The organism is Rhodopirellula europaea 6C (genome assembly GCF_000338295.1).
In the GTDB taxonomy this organism is placed as follows: Bacteria; Planctomycetota; Planctomycetia; order Pirellulales; family Pirellulaceae; genus Rhodopirellula; species Rhodopirellula europaea.
This window is the reverse complement of record NZ_ANMO01000203.1, coordinates 1-15,704: the sequence shown is the minus strand read 5'-3', so window position 1 is coordinate 15,704 and position 15,704 is coordinate 1. Positions and strand designations below refer to the sequence as shown.

15 protein-coding genes and 1 pseudogene are annotated in these 15,704 nt (G+C 55.7%); 4 read left to right on the top strand and 12 right to left on the bottom strand.

Annotation, left to right across the window (positions count from 1 at the left end; translation table 11 throughout):
- Nucleotides 1-24: 24 nt before the first annotated feature.
- On the bottom strand, nucleotides 25-168 hold the full coding sequence (locus RE6C_RS32275; protein ID WP_008659732.1) for a hypothetical protein: 144 nt from the start codon (nucleotides 166-168) through the stop codon (nucleotides 25-27).
- Between RE6C_RS32275 and RE6C_RS20750 the strand changes: the two genes are divergently transcribed.
- Nucleotides 167-3,775: an efflux RND transporter permease subunit gene (locus RE6C_RS20750; RefSeq protein WP_052035015.1), complete on the top strand. Its 3,609-nt coding sequence runs from the start codon at nucleotides 167-169 to the stop codon at nucleotides 3,773-3,775. The two genes, RE6C_RS32275 and RE6C_RS20750, sit on opposite strands and share 2 nt — an antisense overlap.
- Before the next feature lie 144 nt (nucleotides 3,776-3,919).
- Here RE6C_RS20750 and RE6C_RS33600 read toward each other — a convergent pair.
- Both RE6C_RS33600 and RE6C_RS29575 read right to left on the bottom strand, forming a co-directional pair.
- A pseudogene (locus tag RE6C_RS33600) lies at nucleotides 3,920-4,261 on the bottom strand (four helix bundle protein); the annotation flags it as partial.
- Entirely contained in the window at nucleotides 4,258-4,869 is a 612-nt protein-coding gene (locus RE6C_RS29575) for a DUF3347 domain-containing protein (protein WP_008659727.1), read from the bottom strand. The gene RE6C_RS29575 and the pseudogene RE6C_RS33600, both read right to left, overlap by 4 nt.
- A gap of 10 nt (nucleotides 4,870-4,879) precedes the next feature.
- On the opposite strand from RE6C_RS29575, the gene RE6C_RS33025 reads away from it, so the two are divergent.
- Nucleotides 4,880-5,956 carry a hypothetical protein gene (locus RE6C_RS33025; protein WP_236618389.1) on the top strand — a complete coding sequence of 359 codons (1,077 nt, stop codon included), beginning with the start codon at nucleotides 4,880-4,882 and terminating at the stop codon, nucleotides 5,954-5,956.
- A gap of 178 nt (nucleotides 5,957-6,134) precedes the next feature.
- Nucleotides 6,135-6,578, top strand: coding sequence for a DUF305 domain-containing protein (locus tag RE6C_RS20735; RefSeq protein ID WP_039962814.1), 444 nt, complete (start codon nucleotides 6,135-6,137; stop codon nucleotides 6,576-6,578).
- A 9-nt stretch (nucleotides 6,579-6,587) separates the two neighbouring features.
- On the opposite strand, the gene RE6C_RS20730 is transcribed toward RE6C_RS20735, so the two are convergent.
- The 4 genes from RE6C_RS20730 to RE6C_RS20710 form a co-directional block, all read right to left on the bottom strand.
- Nucleotides 6,588-6,866, bottom strand: coding sequence for a metal-sensitive transcriptional regulator (locus RE6C_RS20730; protein ID WP_007334766.1), 279 nt, complete (start codon nucleotides 6,864-6,866; stop codon nucleotides 6,588-6,590).
- A 76-nt stretch (nucleotides 6,867-6,942) separates the two neighbouring features.
- The gene (locus RE6C_RS30755; protein ID WP_390175926.1) at nucleotides 6,943-7,110 is read right to left on the bottom strand and encodes a hypothetical protein; all 168 of its coding nucleotides are present in this window, start codon (nucleotides 7,108-7,110) and stop codon (nucleotides 6,943-6,945) included.
- A 348-nt stretch (nucleotides 7,111-7,458) separates the two neighbouring features.
- A complete protein-coding gene (locus RE6C_RS20720) occupies nucleotides 7,459-7,920 on the bottom strand; it encodes a hypothetical protein (RefSeq protein WP_008659721.1) in 462 nt (153 codons plus the stop codon).
- 246 nt (nucleotides 7,921-8,166) lie between these two features.
- Nucleotides 8,167-9,426, bottom strand: coding sequence for a cation:proton antiporter (locus RE6C_RS20710; RefSeq protein WP_008659718.1), 1,260 nt, complete (start codon nucleotides 9,424-9,426; stop codon nucleotides 8,167-8,169).
- 1,155 nt (nucleotides 9,427-10,581) lie between these two features.
- Between RE6C_RS20710 and RE6C_RS33020 the strand changes: the two genes are divergently transcribed.
- Nucleotides 10,582-11,055 carry a hypothetical protein gene (locus tag RE6C_RS33020; RefSeq protein WP_236618388.1) on the top strand — a complete coding sequence of 158 codons (474 nt, stop codon included), beginning with the start codon at nucleotides 10,582-10,584 and terminating at the stop codon, nucleotides 11,053-11,055.
- 515 nt (nucleotides 11,056-11,570) lie between these two features.
- Here RE6C_RS33020 and RE6C_RS30745 read toward each other — a convergent pair.
- The 5 genes from RE6C_RS30745 to RE6C_RS20670 form a co-directional block, all read right to left on the bottom strand.
- Entirely contained in the window at nucleotides 11,571-11,711 is a 141-nt protein-coding gene (locus RE6C_RS30745) for an integrase core domain-containing protein (RefSeq protein ID WP_081605706.1), read from the bottom strand.
- 329 nt (nucleotides 11,712-12,040) lie between these two features.
- Nucleotides 12,041-12,445, bottom strand: coding sequence for a hypothetical protein (locus RE6C_RS20685; protein WP_008659708.1), 405 nt, complete (start codon nucleotides 12,443-12,445; stop codon nucleotides 12,041-12,043).
- Complete coding sequence (locus RE6C_RS20680) at nucleotides 12,442-13,467, bottom strand: DUF1559 family PulG-like putative transporter (RefSeq protein WP_039962821.1); 1,026 nt, start codon at nucleotides 13,465-13,467, stop codon at nucleotides 12,442-12,444. Before RE6C_RS20680 ends, RE6C_RS20685 begins: the two co-directional genes overlap by 4 nt.
- Nucleotides 13,468-13,546: 79 nt before the next feature.
- Nucleotides 13,547-15,181 carry a permease gene (locus tag RE6C_RS20675; RefSeq protein ID WP_008659704.1) on the bottom strand — a complete coding sequence of 545 codons (1,635 nt, stop codon included), beginning with the start codon at nucleotides 15,179-15,181 and terminating at the stop codon, nucleotides 13,547-13,549.
- A complete protein-coding gene (locus tag RE6C_RS20670; RefSeq protein ID WP_236618387.1) occupies nucleotides 15,178-15,513 on the bottom strand; it encodes a hypothetical protein in 336 nt (111 codons plus the stop codon). Before RE6C_RS20670 ends, RE6C_RS20675 begins: the two co-directional genes overlap by 4 nt.
- Nucleotides 15,514-15,704 lie beyond the last annotated feature (191 nt).

Here is a 15,704-nt window from a genome sequence, read left to right as displayed (position 1 = left end):
GGAATACGAATTTGATTCAATGGATTACGCTGCATGAGGGAGCTCCTCCCGCGGCGTGTCTTCGATGCCCGCCCAGTGGTGGTCTGCTAAGCCGAAATTCATCTTGAACTCTTTGAAGCCGCAGTAGACGACGGGCACCACAAACAGAGTGACGATTTCGACGGCCATGCTTAGAGGCATCATTCGCTTTTGCGTTAAAGAACCTTGGTTGATCGTTTTGCTGACGATCGGCGTCACGGTTTTCGGTTGGATCAGCTACAACCGTGTTCCGATTGACGCGATTCCGAACATTGGCGAGAACCAAGTCATCGTACTGACGCCTTGGCCGGGGCGTTCGCCGAAAGACATCGAAGATCAGGTCACCTACCCGCTAAGCGTTTCGCTGTTGGCGGTGCCGGGAGCCGAATCGGTCCGCGGCAAGAGCATGTTCGGATACAGCTTCGTCCAAGTCACGTTCAAAGACAGCGTGGACTTCTACTGGGCACGCAGCCGAGTGTCCGAACAACTCGGCACCGCTGCCGCCCAGCTACCAGGTGGAGTTGTGCCTCAGCTTGGTCCCGACGCGACCGGGCTTGGACAAGTCTTCTACTACGTCTTGGTGCCGCCCAAGGATGGCATGAGTCTGGCTGACCTACGGAGTCTGCAGGATTTCGTTATCAAGTACGACTTGCAGGCCGTCGAGGGTGTCAGCGAAGTCGCTTCCATCGGAGGTTACGTTCGCCAATATCAAATTGAAGTCGACCCAGACAAACTTCGTTTTCATGGCATCCCGCTCGACCAAGTCGTGACGGCCATACGTGGAAGCAATCTCGATGTCGGAGCCAAGACCGTCGAAACCGGCGGTATGGAATTCATCGTTCGCGGCAAGGGGTTTCTCGGCAGCGACGGTGACACCGAAAAGGCCATCCGAGACATCGAGCAAGCCGTCATTATGCAGCGAGAAGGCGTACCAGTCAGAGTTCGCGACATTGCTGCCGTGCAACTCGGGCCAGACTTTCGTCGCGGGGCACTCGATTACAACGGAGCCGAGGCGGTCGGTGGCGTCGTCGTGATGCGATACGGCGAGAATCCGCGAGCGGTCATCGAACGAGTGAAAGAAAAGATCACTCAAATCGAACCGTCGCTCGAAGGCGTCACCATCAAGGGCATCTACGATCGCACCGGCCTGATCGACGAAACGGTGGCGACACTTTCCACCGCACTGCGGGATGAAATCCTGATCACGGCGGTCGTCATTCTGCTGTTCCTGTTGCACATCCGCAGCAGCTTCATCGTCGCGGTCACGCTTCCGATTGCCGTCTTGCTGTCGTTCATCGCGATGAATGTGTTTGGCGTCGGGGCGAACATCATGTCTCTGGCGGGAATCGCAATCGCGATTGGGACGATGGTCGACATGGCAATTATCGTCAGCGAAAACATCTATCAACACTTGGCGGAATGGGAATCGGGAGGTGGGAGTGAAGGAGTTGGGAGTGAAGGAGGTGGGAGTACGGTCCTTGCTACTCCCGACTCCCCTACTCCCGACTCCCCTACTCCCAACTCCCAGCTTCCCCGCTCGCGAAGCGACGTCATCTACGATGCGGCGGTGGAGGTTGCGCCCGCCGTGCTTACCGCTGTCACGACAACCATCGTCAGCTTCCTGCCGGTGTTTTTCCTAACGGGTCGCGACTACAAGCTGTTCGCGCCGCTGGCGATGACCAAGACGTTTGCCATTTCAGCGGCGTTGATTGCGGCTGTGACGATCGTTCCCACGCTTTGCCAATTGCTGCTTCGCAGTGCGAACTATCGAAAGCAAACCGCGTTGATAGCGGCGATTGCGGGTGCCGCATTGTTCGGCCTGACCGCCTTTTTTGTCTGGGGGCATCAGTTGGTTGACTACCTTCACTCCTTCTCTCCCAACTCCCCATCTCCCCCACTCCTTGACCATCGCCTTTCCCTCGGTCTCGTAACGGTTGTCTCCGCCGCCGTAGGTTTCGGGCTTGCTTGGATGTTGACTCGTGAACGCGTCCGACCAACGGATGAAAACATCGTCAGTCGGTCGATCGTTTGGGTCTATCGACCAACGCTCTCGCTGTTCCTGCGGCACAAATTCGCCTTTTGGCTATTGCCATCGTTCATCGTCCTGATGGGACTTGGCGGATGGTTCGGACTTCCATTTGTCGTCGCTCCGTTTGAGCGAGTCGTCCAGAAACTCGGCGTCCGCCCCAACGAATTGCCCGGCTACGTCGACCTCAAGCATACGTTCACCGGGCTTCAGACCGACGACTGGATCGCACTGGACGAGGGCAGTTGGTTCTACATGCCAACGCTCTACCCGGCGGCCAGCTTCAGTCAGTCAATGCAGATGCTGCAAACGCAGGACGTGTTGATCGGCCAAATCCCAGAGGTCAAGGACGTTCTGGGCAAGATTGGCCGGATTGATTCGGCCCTCGATCCTGCCCCCGCCGCGATGGTCGAAACCTACGTCATGCTTCGACCCCGCGAACAATGGCGGCCCGGCGTGACGGCTCGTGATGTCTGGGATGAAATCAACCGCGTTGCCACGCTGCCGGGAGTGACGCCCGCTTCGCCACTTCAACCCATCGAGGGCCGCGTCGTGATGTTGCAAAGCGGCATCAAAGCCCCGATGGCGATTCGTATCTACGGCGACGACCTGCAAACACTCGCCGATGCAGCGATGCAGGTATCCGAACATCTCAAGCAATCGCCCTACGTCAATTCAGGAACGGTCAATCCCGACATCGTTCTTGGGAAGCCGTACATCGAATTCACCGTCGATCGTGAAGCCGCATCGCGGTACGGCATGTCGGCTCAGATGGTGAACCAAGTCATCGAGACTGCACTCGGCGGGATGAACCTGATCAATACGGTCGAAGGGCGAGAGCGTTATCCCGTCCGCTTGCGTTACAACCGCGATCTGCGTGAGCGAGTCGAACAACTCGATCGTTTACCAGTGGTTACGCATAGTGGCGCCGTGGTTCCACTGGGTGAATTGGCCAAGCTAGAAACGACGTGGGGACCGGGTGCGATCAACAGCGAGAACGCTCGTTTGATCGCTCACGTTTCTTTTTCCTCTAACGGAGCAGCCGGAGATCTGGAGACAATCGCGGCGATTGAAGAGGAGTTGCGGTTGGCACAGTTGGGAGCTGGGAGTGAGGGAGTTGGGAGTGAAGGAGTTGGGAGTGAAGGAGGGCTTACGCCAAAATCCTTTTCTTCCAACTCCTCCACTCCTTCACTTAACCTCCCGCCCGGCTACTCACTCGAAGCCGTCGGAAGTTTCCGCAATCAAATCGAAGCCAACAATCGGCTGATGTGGTTGGTGCCGCTGGTCATCGTTATCAACTTGTTGGTCATCTACCTGCAATTTCGTCACGTTCCGATCACGCTGGCCGTGTTCGCTGGAATCCCGGTCGCTTTTGGCGGCGGCATGATTCTTCTGGCGATCTACGGAGCCGAAATGAACACCGCGATTTGGGTTGGGTTTATCGCCCTCTTCGGCATCGCAGTTGACGACGGCGTCGTGATCGCTACCTATCTCGATCAAGTCTTCACGCGACGACGACTGAACACAGTCGCTGACATTCGAGCCGCAACGATTGACGCGGGCGTCAGGCGAATTCGGCCGTGCTTGATGACCACCGCAACCACGCTGGTCGCACTCGTTCCCGTTCTGATGGCGACCGGCCGAGGTGCCGACGTCGCCCGAGCGATGGCTCTGCCCGTGTTCGGTGGCATCGCTTCGCTCCGAGGTGGGAGTAGGGGAGGTGGGAGCTAAGAGAAGTTGTTGATCGAGTAAGGGATAGTCATTCTCGATGTTGTAGGTCTCCCCATTCTCCTTCACTCCCGACTCCTTCACTCCCGACTCCTTCACTCCCGCCTTAAAGTCGACGCACCACTTCGACGAGCCGTGAATCATCGCGACAATCATCCGCAAAATCTCGTCGTAGAACTCGATCGCCTGTTTCGTCGTGTCCGTATCGAGGTAGCTGTGCGCAGCAGCGTACTCAATCCAAACCTGCGTTTCGGCGGCTTCTGCCTCTGCAATATTCATCGTGCTACAGAAATGCTTTTCGTAGCGTCGCTTTCGCCATGCCTCTGCAACATTGGCACTCACACTCCGTGACGAACGACGTACCTGATCGGTCAACGAATACATCTCCTCACGGGGAAACGACTTCGACAATTCAAAGATGCGTTTTCCAGCAGCAAACGATTTTTGAAAAACGATCAAATCGCGATGTGACCGTACTCGCTCATTCATTTCAATTCTCCTTGCAGCGCATCACTACCAGTCTGGCCACTCCCCACTCCCATCTCCTTCACTCCCATCTCCTTCACTCCCATCTCCTTCACTCCCATCTCCTTCACTCCCATTTCCTTCACCGTTTCACCACAGGAAAGCATTTCGCTGCCCCAATACGGATTGACCAGCTCGCCTTCAGGTTGCATCCAATCGCCACCACCACCCGGAACCATTGGGCAGTACATGTGAACCAACTTCGTTGCCGTCTGCTTGCCGCGAGCGATGGTCGCCGCACGGAGAAGCGAATGGCTGATCGGCCGGAAGGATTTCCGGACCTGCTCCAGCGAACCTTGCATTCGTGCGAGGGATCGCTTGGCACTTTGCAAATGACTTTGAGCCTCATCGGGAACGTCCGCCAATCTCGTCACCATGCCCAGCGATTCATCGAGCTTGTTCATCTCCAGCGGCGGAGGACTTTGGTCGGCGGCCAAAGCTTTCTGAATTGCAAAGTAGGCGGCATAAGCTCGGTCAAATTGCTCGGCACTCTCGCCGGTCAATACGACCGGTTCGTTGTCGGGCAGTTCCAGAGGTCCAGGCGGATAGCTGGCCGCTTTGCTTGGGTCCATCAGCGAAGGATTGGCAATTCTTCCGACCACGCTGTTTGCCCAGCAAGCGGTACCGGATGCGGGCAACCACCAACACTCGCAACGTCAGACGTCGACCACCGGTCCGCACAAAGGGACCCTCAAAGCGGTCGGCAACCTACAAGCAGAAACGCTTGTCACCACTGCCGGCTTAAAGGTCTACCTCTATGATTCGGGCGGCAAACCCGTTTCTGTTCAACAGAGTCGTGGTGTGGCGAGTGTTTCCGTTGAAGGCAATGCCAAACGTTATCGTTATGACTTGTTCCCCAGTGAGGACAACGCACTCAAAGCTGATGTTGATCTGTCCCGCGTCGTTGGTCGGCAACTAACGGTCGACGTTCAACTTGTCGGTGCGGCCCCCGACACCCTCGCTTACCAAGATGTGATGGTTCTTTCGCCGGCGCAATCCGAACTGGATGCGGTCGCGATCGCACGACAAAAGGTCTGCGTTGTAAGCGGGAAGCCACTCGGCAGCATGGGCAATCCCGTCGCCGTGGAAGTGGCTGGGCAACGATTGTTCGTTTGCTGTGCTGGATGCGTTGACGCATTGAAAGCCAATCCTGAAAAGTTCATCCAAGCCAGGCCGAAAGTCGAAGTCGTCAAGTTCACCGAATCAGATGCGGCACTCATCACCAAGCAAGCGGTCTGCCCCGTGATGGACGAACCGCTCGGCGGAATGGGCCAACCGATCAAACTCTTGGTCGGTGGAAAACCGTTGTTCCTATGCTGCAAAGGCTGCATCAAGAAGGTTCAATCCGAACCTGAAAAGTATCTGGCGATGGTCTACAAGACTGCGTCTCCCGCCAGCGTTGTCGCGACGAACACCGAACAAGTCCGCCCCGGCGTGTTCAAAGTGTCCGATGCCGATAAGCGGTTCATTGCGGCACAGAAGAAATGCCCCGTGATGGACGAACCACTCGACGCTATGGGCGGCCCCTACAAAGTCAACGCCGATGGCAAAGCAATCTACATATGTTGTCCCGGTTGCGCGAAAAAGATCGCCGCTGAGCCACAGAAGTATCTGGCTGTTCTGAAGTCACAAGGAGTCGATGCTCCTGAGCTTCGCTGAGTGAAGTGAAAGAGTCTGGGAGAAGGGGAGTCTGGGAGAAAAGCAACTCCCCATCTCCCCAACTCCCAACTCCCAACTCCCAATCCACGCGGGGGTGGTGTCCTGACCGATGCTTTGTCTTTGGCAGCGTTGAAGCGGCACGCCACCCCTGCCTTCTTTCCCCTACTTCGTCAAAACAATGAAATACCGAACCTTTGCTGCCATGATTGCGACCTCCTCCGTCGTAATGCTCGGACTCATGTACCTGAACACCTACTCGCTGGATCACGTCTTCTGGAGCGAAACTCGTTTTTACATGGCGATCTTGATGGGAGCGACGATGGCAATTGTCATGCTCGCGTTCATGTTTGGGATGTACAAAAGCAAGAAGGCGAACATCGGCATTTTTGTTGGCAGCGCGATCGTTTTCGCGACGTCGTTGTTCCTCGTTCGCAGTCAGCAAACGGTGGACGACGTATCTTGGATGAAGGCAATGATCCCGCATCACTCCATCGCAATCCTGACCAGTGAGCGGGCGAACATCTCAGACCCGCGTGTTCGCAAACTGGCTGACGAAATCATCGAAGCACAGAGAAGAGAAATCGCCGAGATGAAACAGTTGATCGCGGAACTCGAGGGTTAAGCAGAGAACCTATCGACTGTACTTTTGAAAGACAGTCATCAGCTCCTCCAGTTTCGCATCCACTTCCGTCGCGTCGCCGGTGGTCATCACATTCCGAACGCAAGTCTTCAGATGGTTCTCGAGGACCAAGCGGCCGACCTTGTCGAGCGCACCGGTCGCCGCCGAGATTTGCATCAGGGTGTCGACGCAATAAGCGTCTTCGTCGATCATTCGCTCGACCGCCGCTACCTGACCGGCGATCCGGCGGAGTCGGTGGGCGAGCTTCTTTTTCTCGTCTTCGGAGAGCATTCGTGGAGACTTCGGTTGGGCTTGCCGCGATAGTTCGCCAATTTTAGCGGGCGATCGCCATCAACGTCAGTCTGCTTCACATCATCATCTTCGGCGCGGCTTCATACTTCGACGGATCCCCGAATCGCCGAACAATCTCAGCAAACACGGCTCCCTTTTCAACGTCTTGGTCGCTGTTCATCACCAAGTCGTAGAGGTCATCGGGCAGAACACGCAGGACCGTCATCAATCCTTTCACACTCATCGGGTAGACGCTTCGGTGTCGTTCTCGTAGCGATACCAATGAAACATCAATGGGTTTTCAGCATCATTCGCGATTGTTTTGAACGACTCACATCGGTTCCGCTCGTCCTTGAACATCGCATGCCATTGTTTCTCTTTTACGACGGCTTCCGCCTCGGACGTCACTTGGATGGGTTCAACCTTCAGGCGGAACGGGCATCCCGACCGCAGTTGGGCAACGCTAGTGGATTGCCCGAACGACACGAATCATTTGCCGAAGAAATCGCAGGTGATGAAGGAGATGCCAGAGTTCAACAACATTCATGCTTCCAATCTTGATGGTGTGCGGGCTGTTCGCAGCGAGTTGATTTTACGATGTCCGCAGGCTGACCAGATGCTGGCCACCGGTGCTCGCGATTTCTGGTTGCACTTCTAGTCCCGGCGTGAGACGCGAAAGTCGATCGATGAGCCACTCGGCGACCGCATCGGCGTCTTGTCGGGTCGGGCAACGAGCCATCGCCTCGCGGCCACCCTTTCGCTCCAATCGTTCGGCCGCGGCGATGATCGGAGCGGGATCGACAACAATCAAATGAGCAGGCCAGGGCACAACTGGATCATTTGATCCTTTGCCTGTGTTGCAACTCTTGTGAGCAAGTCGTTCGGTTGGCAATTCACCCTTTTCCTGTTTCTTTTTCCTGGCCCGTCCCTTGCTGATGCGAGTGTCCAAGCTCGCGCCACGCGGATCGTTGGGTGACATGTCTGGATCGACCGGTTCATCGCACAGCCAACATCGCCAGCCATCGGCCTCGCCCACATCGTGAAGTTGTCCCATTTGCTTCTATCTCTTTGGTTCATTTTGGAATTCTGCTGGGAATTTCCAACCAAGGTACCTTGGCCCGCCTCACTCCAAAGGGCGACGCGACGCTTTTCTTTTGCGAAGCACTTGATGACGAGAACTGTCCGCCTCCCTGCAGCCGTCGGAGCGACGCAATCTTGGATGGAGAAAGAGATGGCGAAGCGGTGTCGAACGAATCGCATTCGGACTTGCAACCCATTCGAGGCTTGGATTGAAAAGCTATCAGTTGCTGGCAGCACTTGTTTTGGTGTCGTCTTTTTCTGCATACCTTCGCATCATCAGGGATGCAGCATTGCTGTGGATCATGATGGAAAGCGTGATTGTGGTGAGAACGATTCCCGTGAGTCGGTTGGCTATGGGCTCCTCCAACCCGTGACTGATCGCGTAGCTCAGGTAGTAGAGCGATCCGATTCCGCGAATGCCAAAAAGAGAGATCAGGATTTTTTGCGAGAAGCGAATGTCTTTGGTTGCCAGTGCGAGCAACACCCCGAATGGTCGGAACAGGAAGAATACGAGCATCGCAATCCACCAGTCGCTTGTCATCGTCCAGTAGGAGGTTGCGAGAACACCCACCAGCACGACGACGGCGACTTCGATGATATGGCCAAATTGGTCATTCACTTCGGTCACCGTGTGCATCAGCTTGTCAGGCTGCTCGTCATCGGATTGACGTTCCGCGTAACGTCTCATCGCGACGCCTGCGGCAAAGACAGCCAAAAATCCGTAAGCGTGCAGCAAAAGTGCTGCCCCATAGCTCAGCCCGATCAACCCCAGGGTCAGTGCTTCTTCGCAGGCGGCAGGCGAATTAGCTTGGCGTCTGATCCATACTGCGACGCGGCTGACCGAGTAACCACTCACCCAACCGACACCAAGTCCTGCTGTGGTGGCCCAAAAAAGATCAACCGTGATCCAACGCCAACCGTATTCGCCAAGCTGATGGTGCCCGAGCAGTCCCAGTCCAAGCATAATGAATGGAAAAGCGGCTCCATCATTGAGTCCAGCTTCGCCGGTGAGCGCGAATCGCAATCGATCAGTGTCTTGATGGTGTTTGACCTGAACGTCACTCGCCAGCACTGGATCCGTCGGCGCAAGAACCGCTCCCAGCAAGATGGCGGCTCCCAGGGGCAAGTCCAGCATCATCATCCCGACCACAGCGACTCCAGCGATCGTAACGACCATCGTCACGGATGCCATTGGAATGGGTGCCCTCAAGTAGTGGTGCCATTGTGGTTTGAGTTGCAATCCTGCTGTTAACAAACTGATCAGGACGGCGACTTCGGACACCGATTCCACCACTTTGACATGCTTGATCAATTCGAAATCGAGTAACCCTAGACCCCATGGTCCGATGGCAGCACCGACCAGCAAGAAGATTGCTGGCATCGACACCGGCCAACGTCGCATCGGCCCTCGACCCAACGCAGAAAGTAGAAAGATCAGCCCAGAGAGGAGCGACCAAGCGGTCACCGGTTCGATACTCATCGTTGCATCCTAGTCTTCTCGTACTAACGTGAAGTTCCGAATGTTGTAAACGCGGTCAGAGGAATGAGATCGCCGGTTCTGCTCAAGGTGCTCTCTCGAAACACTCATGAAGTTCCCCGAGAACGCCCGTCGCTCAACACCAACTCCATTCAATCGAGCAACCAATGCAATCGTCAGGTCACTCGCGGGGAATTTCCATTCTTGCCCGCGATCCCGTCGGTCGGCTTCGAATGCGATGGTCATGCGCGTCCGGAATCTAGGATTGATCGGCCCCGTAGTCAGCGTCGTACTCATCGAGAAGTTGCCGGCCGACTTTGTTGTTCGAATCGAGAAATCCAGTGCGAGAACGGTGCCGGGCCGTTTAGCCAAACCGGAAGGCTTATTCCTCGTTTCGAGAGATGTCGTTTGAGCCGAACATCGGTCACAGCGTTTCGTCGGCATCTTAGTCCATGCTTGTTGATGATCCATTCCACGCAAAGTCCGCTGGAAGACTTCAAGCCAAAGTCCGTTTCGACTGATCCCCTCCTGTTGGTGAACGGCGTTTCGATGCGTTTCCCGGTGCTCAGATCGTCGTTCTTGAAGGTGTGCTGCTGCTTGTTCAACGGTGTCCCTTCGCGGAATCGGTTGCTTGAACAGCAGCCTGCGGAGCCCCGCATCAGGTGGCGTCTTGGGTAGCAAACGCCGGGCCGCTCGTTGTCTTGATTTTTATACCAGGCCTCATTCACGCGACGCTTTTTCGAGAGGGACTCGGTGCGTGGGAATCAACACGGAGTTACGAATCAGGACGATTGGATCTTTTCGTGTTCGGCCCGGTGTCATCGGCCCGGTATCATCGGTTGAGTGGCCTTCGCGTGCGGTCGCAGACGTCGCCTATGAGTGTCCGCCGGTTGTCAATGATCCCCAGGGCTTGATAGGTGCGTATGGTACATGGCACCGCGGTGCTTTCCGCCTTTCGCGAACACTTGGCGACCATGCGCCCCATGTCGCCGAGTTTGCCTGGCGGAGTCGTGCCCCGACTCCGTCAGGCTCCATTTGCATTCTCTGCATCTCGCCGCATTCCGTTGGTCGACCAGTCACCTGCGGTCTGACCGGCAATGGTGCGACGTGACGTCGCGTTGGTGAGCCTGGGTAGAAGTGTTGAAGTGCAACTGAGAGGTGATCGCTGCTCGATTGTCGATCTGCAGAGGACATGGCCGGTTGGCCCGACAGTTGCTAGTTCCGCAAGTAGAACGTAATCAATCGCTCACAACAGCTTTCTTCGATCACATGAGAGACCGCAACGAAATCGATGTACGAAGAGTGGACGTATCCAAGAAATCTCCGGACATGCTTGTTTCGGCTGTTTTGGAAAAGTGTCAGGCCGAGATCAATTCGGCCGGTGAATGGCGTGCTGCTGTTGAGTCAATCGTCAAGCGGAATGTTCGAGGGTATGGGCTAATAGTTCGTCACCCGGAGCCAGCGGGGGCAGGCAAGCCTTCTAGCATTTGGTTTTTTCCTGATGTTGATCTGGTGGCCATCGAGTCCTGCTTTTCCCACAAAGAGCGTGCTCTGAGTTATTTCGACACCGATGATCTTGACGAACGGTTTATCTGGGAGCACGTGTCTCGCTTCATCAGCGAACTGATTTAACAACCACCTGCAAATTCTTCTCAAACCACAGCGGAAGCCAAAAGAACACGCGTGCAAAACGATGAAAAATCTGCCGATAGCTTGTCAGACACCAGTGTCGCCGTTCATGGCTTGATCCATAACGTGCTGTCGCGGTGTCGAAGTGAAATCGAGGAAGCGGGGAAAGCAAACGCGTCAATCGAGTGGCACCGCAGATTGACCGGTCTTGGAATCGGTTTGACTCTGTGGTCGATGCGATCGAATAGCACGAAACATCGATTCGGCATTGTTTTCAAACCGAACGGAAATCAGATGGCGGTGGAGATGTTCAAGGGTGGACGTGTTCAGCCATTCGACGTCTTTCATCTAGATGACTTGAACGAGGAGGTGATCCGTTCATTGATCACTCGACTCTTGGTTGACGCTCCATTTAAATAGCCGCCGCGTTCGACGGGTGAACAGTGCGATAGAAGTGATCGCAGATTGCTGCATTCAGTGACCTGCTTCCCTTTCCTGATACAGGGCCAGTGAGAGAATCAGAGCTTCATCTGGCCGGGCACGCCCGGCCAGATGAAGCGAAGTTTTTGGGCCAGGTTGCCCAAAGCACTGTGGGGTCGATGTTCGTTGTAGTTAACTCGCCAAGCTTCGATCTTCTTCTTTGCGTCGTCAAGCCACAGAAACTTACACGAATCGGAAGTGTCCGTGGGATCAGTGCACTACACCATGTCAGGAAACAGCCCCAAACATGGTGCTGTCCCGTGCGCTGCGAACACCTTCTTGTATCGATACTGAGTGATGGCATTCCTCATCACTTCATAGCATCCGAGTTCGAGATTGCGCCATCAGATTTCGCTAAGTGTCAAACAGATACTGGATGCGAGGCTGACGAGTTCGGGGGCAATGCTGGCATTTTGACCACGCATGGTTGGCATCGTCAGGACTATGTTGCATCGCGGCTTGGAAGCAACCATGGCTTTCGATAGGTGCGTGCCATATGCGGTTCGAACTAATGAGTCGGGTCGAGTTCTACACGGATGAGCGTTGTACGATTAGCTTGGTTGGAATATCGCAAGTCGCTGGTGTAGTAGTCGGCGTAGCGTCGTGGAACGGTCCTCCCATGCTGATGATCCGCGGCGGCGACGTCTTCCGTCATCACGATTTGCACGACGACAATTTCATAATCGCCAGGGGGAAGAGATTCGTTCCCGTCTTGGTCGCGTAGCGTGAATGCTCTATCGCTCGCGATTTTTCCGGCGTAACGATCTCCTGTTTTGAGTGAGCGAAATTCAATGCTTCCGGACTGCACCGGATCACCGTCGGTGTACTCCACGATTCCCGTGGCAGGTTGTTGGCTTGAGCAACCCGATAGTGTCGCCACCAACAACAGCAACGCCAATCTGAAATGAATCATTGTTCCAGTTCCACCACTCGGGCGTCACGGCGGTTGGCAAGCGAGCCCAGGACCTTGGTATCCGTGAACGGGTTGTACATACGCACGCTGCCATCGACCAAAGCGAAATGAACGCCGGCGGGATGCCAACTTCCAAACGAAAACATGTCGGCGAGAACATCGCTGGGCCCGTTGGCTAGTCTCAAGCCAGGACCTGCCAGGCGACTGGATGCCGGCAGGTGGTCGCCATCGTAGGCGGGTGAGTCTTCGGGGAATTTCGCGAGGCGATCAAGCGGAACATACTTTTCGCCAAACAGAAACGTGCTCGACGTTCCATCGGTGACAGAAGCCATGCGAATGCGATCGGACGGTGCGATTGCTTTGCCTTCTTTGCACTCCGGTCGCACACTGATGATGACGCCCGTTCCATTTCCGCCATAGTAAAAGTCGGTGGGAGCTCCGGTCGCGCCCGGCGACAAGTCGCCATGGTTGCCGGCGTAGTCGCAAAGGGCTCCTTCGACATTCACTGATACATCACTAGGACGTGGTGGAAGTGGGCAACCGCAAGGTAGCCGACCGCCACCGCCGGTTTCTGTTGAACGGAGTTCCCGAGTGCCGGTTGGTTGTGTTCCTGAGCGTCGTGAGGGGCAGAGGAAAATGTCAGGAACGACCGTTCGAACGTTCTCGGGGTGTCGATGCCAGGGTTTGGAAAAATCCCATTGGCTACCGAGCGAGGCTTGCTCGATATAAGGCATCACACGGGCCAGCCACGTGGGAGTTTCCAGGCCGCATTGGTCGGCGGGATTCGCGTCTGGACGCGATTCATATCGTGCCGGCGGAAAGTAGCCGAGCACGTCGTGGTGCATGTGCGTGGCAAGTGCCAACTGTCGAATGCGATTCTTGCAATCGGTGCTGCGTGCGGCTTCGCGTGCCGATTGAACGGCAGGCAGCAACATCGCCACCAGAACGCCAATGATCGAGATGACCACCAGCAGTTCGACCAGCGTGAAGGCACGGGGTTTGCTTTTTTTGACTACCAACATGAAACGGATCATCCGCAGAAAGAGGGTGCGTCAGTCCGGTCCGACCGCCCTCGATTGTAGTCTCGCTCAATAGCGATTGTCACGGTTCGGGCCGAAATGACCGCACCCAGCGGGAGTTGGTCGCCAGAATATTCCTCACGACCTGTTGCGTTTCTTCCAGTTCAAATGGGTCGTGTTCCAGTTCGTGCTCGAGCAGTTCAAGCTTCTTGCGAATCAAATAGCCCTGCATCCGCTGGTAGGGCCGAATCTGGCCCGTGCGTATGAATGTGCCGACTTCCATCCGGCGGCTCCAGTCTTCCCAAACCGGCAACCAGTACAACGCGTGTTCGGCTTGGCCGCTATTGGCGGCTGCCAGACATTCGGCCCGAGCCATGCTGATTTCGTCCAGGCATTCATCGGCTGATGGGTAGTAGGCGAAGCAGGCAACGACGCTCATCGCGACCAGTCCCGCCAACATGGTCGCTCCGATGACGCCCGGCGGGACAACGATGTCGAGTCCCTTTCGAGCTTGTGCGTCTTGCGATGAAAGAGAGGACGCGAACGAATCAGCTTTGGCGGTGCTCACTAACCAAGCCTCATCGGTTTTCATCAAACGCAAGCCGATGCCAATCAGGCTAAAAACGCCTAGTGCGGAGAGCGCAGCGATGACGCTGAAGTCCAGTTCCTTGACAACCAAATCGTACAAAGCGTTTGCGCCGAGGCTGTGGTGAATCGACATCGGGTTGGCGTAGATGTCGAAGGCATGTGTGTGCCCGGCAGGTTCGACGCCCGGCGGAACGAGTGGTCGATTGATCGCGTATGAAATGCCCAGCACGATCACTATCAAAGAAGCGGTCCAGCACGCGGTGGCTTTGAATCCATAGTTCTTGCCAAACCAGAACGGTGTTGCCAAGTTCATGCCCGTGCCCAAGATCAACAACGTGAACGCGGCGCCAGGGGAATTGGCATGTTGGAACATCATGCCGAGTTGGCTCATTGCCAACATCGGTGTCGCATATACAGGAATCGCGACCCCGAGCATTGTGAGAGGCGCGAACCAATCATCGCGTTCCACTGAGTGCTGCATCGCTCCATATGGCAGGACCGTCGCCAGGATTGCGAGACCAGACAACGCCAACATGGTCAAAGCAAGATTGACGCCCGTCAGTTCTCGGGAGAAGTGAACGAACGTCGCAGCGAGTCGTCGCAAGCCAATCAGGTGATCTTTGGATTCGGCATCAACGGTGCCGTTCGTTTCCGAATCATGCTGGTTTGCAGGCTCATCTTCTGTCTCTTTGCGGTTGGACCATTTTTCGATTGAGTCCCAGAACAACCCCAGTGCAGTGACGATGACCAGCGAACCAAATGCGAACAGCAGGATCACCATCGGGCGGCTGAGCGTGAGCCCGTAAAGCAGCGAGAGCGGATTGAACAACGGAGCGGAAAGCGCGAACGCCGACATCGCACCAGGCTTCACACCCGCCCGACGCATCTCACGCAAAATCGGCAGCACGCCAATCGAGCAAACGGGCAACAGCATTCCGACCAACCACGATTGTGGTAGTGACCGCAGGGAGTCACCGCCGAAGAGCCTTCGCGTGCCTTTGTCGCCCAGGTAGTACCGAATGATCGAAGCGATCAGCATGCCCACCAGAAACGTCGGCGCCGCGGCAGCGAAGCCTTGAAGGACGCGAACGAGTCCGCCCATCAACATGATTGAAATCGGTTGGCTCATGATCCGGTTGCCTTCAAACTGGCGAGTTGGTCAGGGGTTTTTGCGATCGACGCGTCGATCAGTTGGCAAAGCGATTCAATTTGTTTCAGGTCGTTGTTGGAGAACGGTTCCTTCGTTGCCTTCAGGTTTGCCGAGACGGCTTGGCTGCTCTCGTACAGCGGAATCCAATCGGCTTCCGACAAATTCGTGTCCGCGGCCACTTCGCCCACCCAATCGACGAGGTCTTCAATTTCATGACGCAATGGTTCGTCTGAAAAATCGTTGTTCGCGGAGATGCGAGAGCGGAGTTTGCTCGACAAATCGGCGAGGTCTTCGGGCCAGTGCGATGACACGACGTGATCGTGTTCAAAATTCGATGTTTTGGGAGCGTCGTCCGTGCTGCAGCCGGCGAGCAAGAGAAGAAGCGAAAGGGTGAGTGCAGAGCTCAGGCCCTGCCCTCTTCTCGCTTTACTCGGCCCTTGCAAAGGGAGGATGTTGTGCAGTTTTCTGGTGCCGCTTTTCGGCAGATCAACACACGGCACAA